This is a genomic window from Pseudaeromonas pectinilytica (assembly GCF_054780855.1).
In genome coordinates, this window is sequence record NZ_BAAGVN010000100.1 from 1 (window position 1) to 9,843 (window position 9,843).

Annotated in this window: 13 protein-coding genes and 1 pseudogene; 10 read left to right on the top strand and 4 right to left on the bottom strand. The window is 49.0% G+C overall.

Features of this window, described 5'->3' with window-relative positions; genetic code table 11:
- The 4 genes and pseudogenes from ACYVG7_RS07150 to nrdG all read right to left on the bottom strand — a co-directional run.
- Positions 1-617: pseudogene (locus tag ACYVG7_RS07150) on the bottom strand (IS4 family transposase); the annotation flags it as partial.
- 105 nt (positions 618-722) lie between these two features.
- On the bottom strand, positions 723-1,028 hold the full coding sequence (locus ACYVG7_RS07155; RefSeq protein ID WP_460882515.1) for an ATP-binding protein: 306 nt from the start codon (positions 1,026-1,028) through the stop codon (positions 723-725).
- 108 nt (positions 1,029-1,136) lie between these two features.
- Positions 1,137-1,658, bottom strand: a complete 522-nt coding sequence (def, locus tag ACYVG7_RS07160) for a peptide deformylase (protein WP_268429128.1) — start codon at positions 1,656-1,658, stop codon at positions 1,137-1,139.
- A 37-nt stretch (positions 1,659-1,695) separates the two neighbouring features.
- The gene (gene nrdG, locus ACYVG7_RS07165; protein WP_460882516.1) at positions 1,696-2,280 is read right to left on the bottom strand and encodes an anaerobic ribonucleoside-triphosphate reductase-activating protein; all 585 of its coding nucleotides are present in this window, start codon (positions 2,278-2,280) and stop codon (positions 1,696-1,698) included.
- A gap of 222 nt (positions 2,281-2,502) precedes the next feature.
- On the opposite strand from nrdG, the gene ACYVG7_RS07170 reads away from it, so the two are divergent.
- The 10 genes from ACYVG7_RS07170 to ACYVG7_RS07215 all read left to right on the top strand — a co-directional run bounded on the left by ACYVG7_RS07170 (position 2,503) and on the right by ACYVG7_RS07215 (position 9,734).
- Positions 2,503-2,823: a DUF134 domain-containing protein gene (locus ACYVG7_RS07170; RefSeq protein ID WP_042648361.1), complete on the top strand. Its 321-nt coding sequence runs from the start codon at positions 2,503-2,505 to the stop codon at positions 2,821-2,823.
- Positions 2,798-3,319 (top strand): NifB/NifX family molybdenum-iron cluster-binding protein, encoded by a 522-nt coding sequence (locus ACYVG7_RS07175; RefSeq protein WP_103829232.1) that lies wholly within the window; start codon positions 2,798-2,800, stop codon positions 3,317-3,319. Before ACYVG7_RS07170 ends, ACYVG7_RS07175 begins: the two co-directional genes overlap by 26 nt.
- Positions 3,320-3,655: 336 nt before the next feature.
- Entirely contained in the window at positions 3,656-4,639 is a 984-nt protein-coding gene (locus tag ACYVG7_RS07180) for an SLAC1 anion channel family protein (protein WP_460882517.1), read from the top strand.
- 34 nt (positions 4,640-4,673) lie between these two features.
- Positions 4,674-6,383 (top strand): FAD-dependent oxidoreductase, encoded by a 1,710-nt coding sequence (locus ACYVG7_RS07185; RefSeq protein WP_460882518.1) that lies wholly within the window; start codon positions 4,674-4,676, stop codon positions 6,381-6,383.
- 28 nt (positions 6,384-6,411) lie between these two features.
- Entirely contained in the window at positions 6,412-6,753 is a 342-nt protein-coding gene (locus ACYVG7_RS07190; protein WP_103829229.1) for a carboxymuconolactone decarboxylase family protein, read from the top strand.
- A gap of 53 nt (positions 6,754-6,806) precedes the next feature.
- The gene (locus tag ACYVG7_RS07195) at positions 6,807-7,274 is read left to right on the top strand and encodes a PaaI family thioesterase (RefSeq protein ID WP_323583882.1); all 468 of its coding nucleotides are present in this window, start codon (positions 6,807-6,809) and stop codon (positions 7,272-7,274) included.
- Positions 7,264-8,142 (top strand): MBL fold metallo-hydrolase, encoded by an 879-nt coding sequence (locus tag ACYVG7_RS07200; protein WP_460882519.1) that lies wholly within the window; start codon positions 7,264-7,266, stop codon positions 8,140-8,142. The genes ACYVG7_RS07195 and ACYVG7_RS07200 overlap by 11 nt, the downstream gene beginning before the upstream one ends.
- Entirely contained in the window at positions 8,139-8,672 is a 534-nt protein-coding gene (dsbB, locus tag ACYVG7_RS07205; RefSeq protein WP_460882520.1) for a disulfide bond formation protein DsbB, read from the top strand. Before ACYVG7_RS07200 ends, dsbB begins: the two co-directional genes overlap by 4 nt.
- A 75-nt stretch (positions 8,673-8,747) precedes the next feature.
- Entirely contained in the window at positions 8,748-9,071 is a 324-nt protein-coding gene (locus ACYVG7_RS07210; RefSeq protein WP_460882521.1) for a rhodanese-like domain-containing protein, read from the top strand.
- 186 nt (positions 9,072-9,257) lie between these two features.
- On the top strand, positions 9,258-9,734 hold the full coding sequence (locus tag ACYVG7_RS07215; protein WP_268428723.1) for a Dps family protein: 477 nt from the start codon (positions 9,258-9,260) through the stop codon (positions 9,732-9,734).
- The last annotated feature ends 109 nt before the right edge of the window (positions 9,735-9,843 follow it).

The following is a 9,843-nucleotide window of genomic DNA, read 5'->3' on the forward strand; positions in this document are numbered from 1 at the left end:
CGCAAGGCTTGGGCTAGCGACTCGACCGGTTCGCTGGTCAGCAACAACCATTTCAACGGGGTCTCACCCTTGGGCGGGTTAATCTCCTCGGCCAGCACCGCGTTGAGCGTGATATTCCCCTGTTTTAGCGTGATGCGCCCACTGCGCAGGCTCAAGCTCGCCTTGCGGGCTGGTCGATTTTTACGTTTACCGCGTTTATCCACCACGCCCTTTTGCGGAATGCTGATCTGATAGCCACCCAACTCCGGTTGGTTCTTCAGATGGTCGTACAGATACAACCCAGACTCTACGTCCTTGCGTGGGTGCTTGGAGCGCACCACGAAGCGCTCGTTATGCGCCAGTTTGTCCTGCAGATAAGCATGAATATCGGCTTCGCGGTCACAGACCGCAATCACGTTGCTCATCATGCTGCCCATGCGTAACCGGCTAGTTGCGGCCGCAGCCAGCCATTTGCCACTCTCCTTTTCATCCGCATCGGCAGGGTCATCCGGGCGCATCCACCACTCCTGATGCAGTAATCCTACGGTGCGGAATGTAGTGGCCTCGAGCAAGAGAACGGAGTGAACCCACCATCCGCGGGATTTATCTCCAATAGCACCCTGCGGAATCTTACCTAGGTTGACCACTCAATCGCATCAAGCTTGACCAGCGATTCTTATCAAGTTTGACCACCCATTCTTATTGAGGTTGACCACCCTCGATCAAGGATGGTCAACCGGGTATTACACTCCTTTTGCTTTCAGTTTCCGGATCGACTCCCCTTTCAGCTCAATGACGTGGGCTCGATGCACAATCCGGTCAAGAATGGCATCGGCGATCGTGGGGTCATTAAACAGGTCATACCATTTATTTGTAGGGAATTGACTTGTGATAACCAGAGAGCCTTGCGCTGACTGCTGATCGATGATTTCCAGCAGTATTGGACCAATATTGATGTCGATCCCTCCAATACCCAAGTCATCAATGATTAACAATTGGGTGCATAGCAAGTGAATGCTGAATTTGGCCAATGAGTTGCATAAAGTCATAGGGCTGGGTTACCCACAACGCAACGGTGCAACGACCCAATGAGCCATGACGTCATCCGCATTTGCAACATGAAGTGATCTCGAGGACAGATTTTTTCTGTATTCCTCTCATCTCACCCAATCTTGGTATTGTGCGCGTTTGATTCTTTTAGCCTTTCGCAGCGCGATATTTCTCTTCAGTGGAGAAAGATGATCGATAAATAGCACACCATTCAGATGATCAATCTCGTGTTGTAAGGCAATAGCCAGAAAGCCATCAGCCTCTAGCTGAATGCTTCTACTCTCTCGATCTAACGCGGAAACCGTTATTGCGGAATAACGCTCCACATCGGCGTAGTAATCAGGAATGGAAAGGCACCCCTCAGTTCCACAAACCATCTCCTCACTGGTTGTCGTGATGTGCGGATTTAGCAAAATCAGTGGTTGGTCCCGCGTTTCTGAATAGTCGATGACGATGATGGCTTCCTGTCGCCCGACCTGCGTCGAGGCTAAACCCACACCATCGGGAGAGTGATACATGGTTTCTAGCATGTCCTCAATTAGCGGCTGAATAGCATCGACCTCAGTCACAGGTCTGGCTTTTTTGGACAAGCGGGGATCAGGGAGCGTCAGAATTTCTAAAATGGCCATACAGTCTCACATCGATTCATTGGATTGGCATAGTCGATCAGGAACGGCTACCGCACTGTCTCGTTACGGGCTGATCGCTTACCCTGGCGGAACTACTGAGTGCGTGCAGCTGTGATGTTCCGATGTTCTGCGAACATTGCCGCCACCATGCGCCTGAGCGATCAAATTCATGGATTACTTGGTTGCTACTTCCTCGCCAGACCAAACTTGGATCCGCAATTTCGGCTATATATTTTCCATCAATCAAAACATCGACGAGATCAACGATGGAGCGTTGATCCGGTGTTAGTTCATCCAGTCGGTAGCCGGTCCAGCACCAGATGTCTTTATCGGGACATTCATTTCTTACTCGAGTCACAAGCGCATATATCTCGACAAGATTAGCTGGATGAAGAGGATCGCCACCTGAGAGGCTGAGGCCTCTTCTTCGAACTTTGGTGTCCTTGAGGTCAGCGATAATTCGATCGCTCATTTCTTGGGTAAAGAGATGACCGGAGTCCAACCGCCACGTTGATTGGTTGTAACAACCTTTACACTGATGTTCGCAACCGGAAACAAACAGCGAACAACGAGTCCCAAGTCCATTCACCACATCAATGGGGTAGTATTGGTGGTAATGCATAATTTTCCTCAAACTTCATTATGATAGGCCTGATTTTATCGGCAGGTCGTGAATGCCTTTTGATGACTCAAATTAACCATCTGAAAGTTATGGTTAATTTCTCAAAAAGGTTGAAGCAACCGTGCTTTTAACAGATTAGGCAGATCACTGCATTTTCGCAATCAATTATTGCATATGCCATATACGAGGTGTATATATAGCATATGCCAACAAGGAGCCCCCATGGCTAGACCCAAGATCCCACGCAACATCTGCGGCCGCCCAGCGGATAGTTGCTTCAAGCCGAATGCTCGCCCCATGAGTCAATTGGAGCAAGTGCGCTTGAAAGATGATGAATTTGAAGCCTTGCGATTGGTTGATTTACTCGGCATGCAGCAGCAAGAAGCGGCTGTTGAAATGGGGGTTTCCCGGCAGACACTCGCCAATGTCCTGAAAGCAGCTCGTTTCAAGGTTGTGGACTGTTTGACTCAGGGCAAGGCGCTCATGATGCACCTTGAGGACGAAGGAGATACAAAACATGATCACTGCCATTCCAATGAATGATGATCGGGTCGCAAGCCATTTCACCAAAGCTGATTGCCTGGTGTTTCTGGATGAACGAGGCGTTGAAATAAATCGCATTGATAACCCTGCACTGGCAGCCAATTGTGCAGGAAAACAGAAAATGGTCGATCTGTTGGCGGAACAACAGGTTAACCGAGTCGTGGTGCGCAATATTGGTGAACAGATGTTGGGTAAGTTGTTAGCTCGACAGTTTGCCGTCTACCAGACTAACTGCGGGCGTCGTTTAGCCAGCGACCTTGGTAATCCTGTCGCCAGCGGGTTGGTGCAACTCAATCAGGCCAGCCAAGGCCGTCAATCCTTGAATCACGAGACGAAGAAGAAGTCAGGAGGTTGCGGCTGTGGGCACGAAGGACACGAGGGGAGCGACCCCGCAGGACATTGTTGCCAGTCGAGTGAACAACATCACCCCAAAAAAGCAAACTGCCGTCAGGGACAAATGCAAGGTCGAGGCCATGGGCGTTGCTGTCACTCCTAAGTGGATATCGTTGAGTTTAGGTAACGAACAACAATAACGGTAATAAAACTGGCTTTATTGTCATCAGGCGATGCTGACAAGAATAGTTAATTTGACTGTATATCTACTCGATATACAGTCAGGACTTTTATTGCCCGAATAAAAATTTTATGTCGAATATTAACAGTTTTAATGCTAACCGGCTATTTTAGGTGTTTTTCTAGTTTTAATCGCCGGATAATCAAAAGCTTATGCATGCTTGTATCGTCATGATGATGCTTTGTGGTGAAAGAATCGTTGCATTAGAGATGTCTAATGCAGTAATTTTAAATCACCTCCCTAATTGTGGTGACTAAAATGAATCCAAATGAAATATTGAATGAGTCAGGCCAAGACACACCGAGAGTTGCATATTTCCCTGTTTCTTTCTTTTCTGTAATCATGGGGTTATCTGGTTTTACATTGGCATGGAAAGGTGCTGATAATCTGTTTTTTCATAATTCTGCAATATGGCTGTGTTTGGCTTATGTCACATCAATTAGCATGGCAGTCATTTCTATCATTTATGCTATCAAAATATGGCGCTATCCGGGGGCTGTCCTTGAGGAAGTTAGGCATCCAGTCCGTATAAACTTCTTCCCTGCATTTTCTATTAGCCTGCTGTTGCTGTCAGTCGTCTGGCAACAGGAAATTATGGTTGCAACCACCTTGTGGGGGATAGGCTCCGCCTTGCAAATTGCGCTCACCTTATATGTGATGAGCAGCTGGATACACCATACTCACTACACATTATCACATGCGAACCCAAGTTGGTTTATTCCTGTGGTGGGTAATATTATTGTTCCCATTACGGGCAGCCAATTGGGTTATACCGAGCTGAGCTGGTTTTGTTTCAGCATCGGGATCGTTTTTTGGATCGTATTACTCACGATCATTATGTACCGACTGTTCTTTCATGAGCCTTTACCTGCTCGTATGGCACCCATGTTGTTTATTCTTTTGGCCCCACCCTCTGTAGGATTTGTTTCCTATATCGGCATGGTGGGTGAGCTAGACGTTTTTGCGCGAATTATTTATTACATGGCGCTGTTTCTGGGCCTATTGCTTGCGATGAATATATTTAGATTTCTCAAAGTGCCATTTTTTATCTCTTCCTGGGCCTATTCCTTCCCTTTAGCCGCTTTAACTATTGCCACCATGAAAATGACACATCTGACATCATCTCTATTTTTCCAAGCGTTATCGGGCGTGCTGTTGTGTTTATTGACTGTTTTATTGTCCTGGTTGGTAGTCCGCACCGTAAAAGCTGTATTTGCTGCTGAATTGTGTCGACCTGAATAAAAGTTGTTAATTGATCGTACCGTAAGGAATTTTTATGACGAAGATTGTAATTGTCGGTGGTGTCGCCGGTGGGGCATCAGCCGCTGCACGGGCAAGAAGAGTGGCAGAAGATGCTGAAATCATAGTTCTCGAGCGTGGGGAGTTTGTTTCTTTTGCCAACTGTGGTTTGCCGTACCATATCAGCGGTGAAATAGAGTCACGGGATGCCTTGCTACTTCAAACGCCTGATAGTTTCAAAAACAGATTCAATGTTGACGTTCGTGTATTTAATGACGTTATAGACATTGATGCCAAGAATAAAACCGTAACGGTTCGGCAGACGTTGACGGGGGAAACCTATCTGGAGTCGTATGATAAGTTGTTATTAAGCCCTGGCGCGTCACCGATCAAACCGCCAATACCGGGCATTAATAGTCATCATGTTTACAGTCTGCGCAATATACCGGATATGGATAAGATCCTGGTCGCACTGGCCGCAGAGAAGCCTAAGCACGCCACTGTTGTCGGGGGTGGTTTTATTGGGTTGGAGATGGTTGAAGCACTGCACCATAGAGGGATTGACGTAACCCTTTTGGAGCTCTCCGATCAAGTTATGGCCCCGGTTGATCGTGAAATGGCCAATATGTTACACCGCCATATGTGTGAAAAAGGCATCGATTTGCGTCTTAAAACCGGTTTGGCGGCCATTTCTGTGGCTGACTTCCATCCTGCCGAGCCTGAAGCGACCGCTGTATATGACAAACCCGTCACACATACCCATGATCTGGATTTGATGCTGAGTTCCGGCGATATGTTGCAGACAGGCATGGTCATCCTTGCCATTGGGGTAAAACCTGAAACGACACTGGCCGCAAAAGCTGGTCTGGAATTAGGTGCTCTGGGCGGTATCAAGGTTAATAGCGCCATGCAAACGTCTGAACCGGATATTTATGCGGTTGGCGATGTGGTGGAGACGGAGAATTTCGTTACCGGCGACGCGGCACTGGTGCCGTTGGCAGGGCCCGCTAATCGGCAAGGACGTATTGCTGCGGACAATATGCTCGGTCGCCATGAGCATTATCGCCGGACACAAGGCACCGCAATCTGCAAATTGTTTGACATGGCAATTGGCAGTACAGGCTTGAATGAAAAAACACTCAAGCGCTTGAATATGACCTATGAAAAGATTTACGTGCATACCGCTAGCCACGCCAGTTACTACCCCGGTGCTCACCCGGTGACCTTGAAATTACTGTTTGATCCAACGGATGGCCAGATCCTGGGGGCCCAGGCTGCTGGTTTGGATGGTATCGACAAACGAATTGATGTTTTAGCTGTTGCACAACGTGCCCGCATGACCGTTCAGCAGTTGGCTGACCTGGAACTGACGTATGCGCCCCCTTTTGGCTCTGCGCGAGATGTGGTGAACCAGGCAGGCATGGTCGCCAGTAATGTGATGAATGGTGATGAGGCGATTTGTCACACCGAAGAACTACTGCTGGGAGCTTCCGATCAAGTTGTGCTGGATGTTCGAAATCCGCCAGAGCTGGAGGTATCGGGCTCCTTTCCGAATGCGTTGAATATTCCACTCGATGAGTTACGGGATCGTTTATATACGCTGCCCGTCGATAAAGAAATTTTGGTGGCTTGCCAAGTCGGTTTGCGCGGACATGTTGCCTATCGCATGTTGGTACAAAACGGGTTTCAAGCTCGCAATCTGACTGGGGGCTATAAGACCTATCAGATGGTTATCGATTCGTTTTGATCTGCAACAACAACTAGTCGAGGTATTTATGGCTAAGAACTACACAGAGATTAATCAGGAACAACGTCAATTTGGATCGGCTTATCGCAAGGCCAGTCCAGATACCATGAATGCATTTCTAGCTTTGCACAAAGCAGCGATGTACGAAGGTGAACTCAGCATTAAACATAAAGAGTTGATGGCAACGGCAATTGCGATTGCTGCCCGCTGTGATGGGTGCATCGCGGCCCATGTGGCAGCGGCGCTGAAAGCTGGGGCGAGTAAGCAGGAACTGGTTGAAACTATTGATGTTGCCATCCTGATGGGCGGCGGTCCTGCGGTGATCTATGGCACACAGGCGCTGGCAGCCGTAGACGAGTTAGCCAGTTAATTGATGATCCGATGCGGCAGTCTGGTTATCGGCCTGCCGCTAAGAAGGAATGGATGACACCCTATCTCAATGCCAAACCAAGTCATGCTCAGTGTATGGTTTGTGGCTCCCGTGACAACAATCCGGACTCCTTGGAACTAGCGTTCTCGCAACAACCGGATGGTTCCGTGCGAGCTCCCTTTGTGGTGAGCCCGAAACATCAGGGCTACACCGGACTGTTGCACGGTGGCATGACCAGCACCTTACTCGATGCTGCGATGACACACTGTTTATTCATGCAGGGAATCAAGGCGCTGACCGCGGAGTTGACGGTTCGATTCGTGGCACCGATCTGCGTGGGTCAGACTATTACGATCTGTGCCCAGCTACTTGGGCAGCGGCGGGGCATCTATCAGCTCGAAGCATGGCTACTCTCTGGGTTGCATATTGCCGGACAGTGCATCGCCGGAGAGCAGCGCCTAGCTCGTGCCTCTGCCAAGTTTATCGCACCACCTGATGGGAGTATGGCCCATGATTGCTGAAATCCAGATCACGGTGCTTTGTGATAATCATGGTCAAGGTGAGTTACAGACTGAACATGGCTTTGCGCTCTGGTTGCATTCACCCGAGCTGAATTTGCTGTTTGATACCGGCTCGGGTCAAACACTGCTTGCCAATGCCGAACTGTTAGACATCCGGTTAAACGACTGTCAGATGGTGGTGCTCAGTCATGGCCATTATGATCATTCCGGTGGCTTGGACACACTCTGGCAAATGGGTGTCCAGTGTCCGGTCATGGCCCATCCGAGTGTGATTTTGCCGCGTTATAGTCGTCACCCCCAGAAGCCGGTACGTAGTATTGGAATGCCAACGTCGGTGGTGACTCAGTTATGGGATCTCCCGCCCCAGATGCGTCTGTGGGCTATGACGGCACAAATGCTGACACCCTATTGGGGAACCAGTGGTGAGATCCCGCGTCAGGACCCCCTCGAAGATGTCGGTGGCCCCTTTTTCCTCGATGCCGAAGGATTTGCTCACGACAATATCGAAGATGATCTGGCCTTATGGCTGAATACCCCACGAGGCTTGGTGATCGTGTTGGGGTGCTGTCATTCTGGACTCATCAATACGATTACGCATATCCGTAAAGTGACCGGAATTGACAAAGTCGCGGGGATCATCGGCGGCTTGCATCTGTTGCATGCGGGTGCGCCACGTCTGGCCCATACCCTGGATTTTTTGCGGCAGTGTCAGCTTGATTTCCTGAGGCCAGGGCACTGCACCGGGGATGCTGTGATCGAGCGCTTACAACAGCAGTTACCCGAGGTCGATGTGCAATTGCTGCACGTTGGCGCACGTTACGATATTGAGGTCCAGCCTGCCACATCCCAAGAGGCGCTTTCATTATGATTGCCTATCTGCAAGGGATCACCCGTCAGCGTGCATCCTGGATGTTGTTGCTGGCCTCCGCTGTTTTGCTAGAACTCGGTGCCATGGGCTTTCAACATGGACTCGGATTATCTCCCTGTGTGATGTGTATTTATGAGCGAATAGCCACCATGGGACTGGTAGCTGCCGCGTTGATTGCTCTGATCAATCCGAAACAGCGAGTGTTTCGTTGGCTGGGGATCCTGATCTGGGGCTACAGTGCAGTCCGAGGGTTTCAGCTTTCGTTACGGCATGTTGATTATCTGGTAAATCCTTCACCTTTTAATACCTGTAGCGTCTTTCCTGATTTTCCAGTCTGGTTGCCACTCGATTCGTGGGCTCCCTGGTTCTTTGCGGCCTATGCCGATTGTGCCGAACGACAGTGGTCATTTCTCGGCTGGGAGCTGCCTCAGTGGTTGGTGCCGATCTTTGCGCTGTATCTGACGACTTGGCTGGTGATCCTGATTGCAAATTTGGCGCAAAAGGGGCGCTTTGGCACCTGTGTTGAATAAATGGCCAGAGCGTGAGCGGCACTGAATATTCCATTGCATAGATATCAACATCGATAGGGAATAAAGGAGAGATATATGTGGATGCGTACTGGGTTACTGATCGGCGCTTTGTTGAGTTGCCTGAGTGTCTCGGCCAGCGAGTGGCTGATTGATGTGCGGACTGCCGAGGAGTTCTCGGCCGAGCATGTGGCTGGCGCTAAAAATATCGAGTACCAGCAAATAGTGCCGGCAGTGGCCAAGCTGGGGATTGGCAAGCAAGAGCCCATTCAACTCTACTGTCGCTCGGGCCGTCGGGCTGAGGTAGCGCGCCAGGCCTTGCTGCAAAACGGTTTTCAACGGGTCACCAACTTGGGCTCTGTGGCTGCTGCACAAACAAAAGCGCAAGGCCGTGAAAATTAATAAATAAATTTGGTGTCGCAACCAAAACTCATCACCAAACGGTCAGAAATGGGCATTAAATCAATAACCAGTTTTATTGGATCAATGATTTGTTGATGTTCAACGTCGCCATACTTCCTGTTGTTTATTTGCCGTATATGGCATACGCTACATTATGCATAAGCAAACGCTAATGGAGATTCAATAATGAGTAAACAAGTAATTGATATCGGTATTTCTGAGTCAGCCCGGTTGGATATTGCTGAAGGATTGTCCCGACTCTTGGCGGACAGTTATACCTTGTATATTAAAACGCACTACTACCATTGGAATGTTACCGGGCCAATGTTTAATAGCTTGCATCTAATGTTTGAAAACCAATACAACGAATTAGCTCTGGCGGTAGATCAAATCGCGGAGCGAATTCGCTCATTAGGCTGTTTTGCTCCAGGGACATATCATGAATTTTCACGCTTGACGGTGATTCAGGAAGATCATGATGTCCCTGCGGCTACTGTGATGATTGCAAATCTTGTCATGGGTCAGGAAGCTGTTGTTAAAACAGCGCGCTCCTTATTTCCTCTGGTTGATGCCGCCAATGACGAAGCGACCGCTGACTTATTGACACAGCGCATCCAATTACACGAGAAAACGGCCTGGATGCTACGTAGCTTACTTGAGTGATTGTTCATTGGTGTTCACATTTACGACAGGGCGAGATCGCGAACATTTTTTAAGCAGTACAAGATGATTTGACCGACCGATCTGGGTGTGATCTTATACTCTCTTTTAC

Excerpts from the sequence above, each read along its gene's own strand:
- ACYVG7_RS07155 (WP_460882515.1), bottom strand. The coding sequence starts at position 1,028 with ATGACTTTATGCAACTCATTGGCCAAATTCAGCATTCACTTGCTATGC.
- def (WP_268429128.1), bottom strand. The coding sequence starts at position 1,658 with ATGGCCATTTTAGAAATTCTGACGCTCCCTGATCCCCGCTTGTCCAAA.
- nrdG (WP_460882516.1), bottom strand. The coding sequence starts at position 2,280 with ATGCATTACCACCAATACTACCCCATTGATGTGGTGAATGGACTTGGG.
- ACYVG7_RS07170 (WP_042648361.1), top strand. The coding sequence starts at position 2,503 with ATGGCTAGACCCAAGATCCCACGCAACATCTGCGGCCGCCCAGCGGAT.
- ACYVG7_RS07175 (WP_103829232.1), top strand. The coding sequence starts at position 2,798 with ATGATCACTGCCATTCCAATGAATGATGATCGGGTCGCAAGCCATTTC.
- ACYVG7_RS07180 (WP_460882517.1), top strand. The coding sequence starts at position 3,656 with ATGAATCCAAATGAAATATTGAATGAGTCAGGCCAAGACACACCGAGA.
- ACYVG7_RS07185 (WP_460882518.1), top strand. The coding sequence starts at position 4,674 with ATGACGAAGATTGTAATTGTCGGTGGTGTCGCCGGTGGGGCATCAGCC.
- ACYVG7_RS07190 (WP_103829229.1), top strand. The coding sequence starts at position 6,412 with ATGGCTAAGAACTACACAGAGATTAATCAGGAACAACGTCAATTTGGA.
- ACYVG7_RS07195 (WP_323583882.1), top strand. The coding sequence starts at position 6,807 with ATGACACCCTATCTCAATGCCAAACCAAGTCATGCTCAGTGTATGGTT.
- ACYVG7_RS07200 (WP_460882519.1), top strand. The coding sequence starts at position 7,264 with ATGATTGCTGAAATCCAGATCACGGTGCTTTGTGATAATCATGGTCAA.
- dsbB (WP_460882520.1), top strand. The coding sequence starts at position 8,139 with ATGATTGCCTATCTGCAAGGGATCACCCGTCAGCGTGCATCCTGGATG.
- ACYVG7_RS07210 (WP_460882521.1), top strand. The coding sequence starts at position 8,748 with ATGTGGATGCGTACTGGGTTACTGATCGGCGCTTTGTTGAGTTGCCTG.
- ACYVG7_RS07215 (WP_268428723.1), top strand. The coding sequence starts at position 9,258 with ATGAGTAAACAAGTAATTGATATCGGTATTTCTGAGTCAGCCCGGTTG.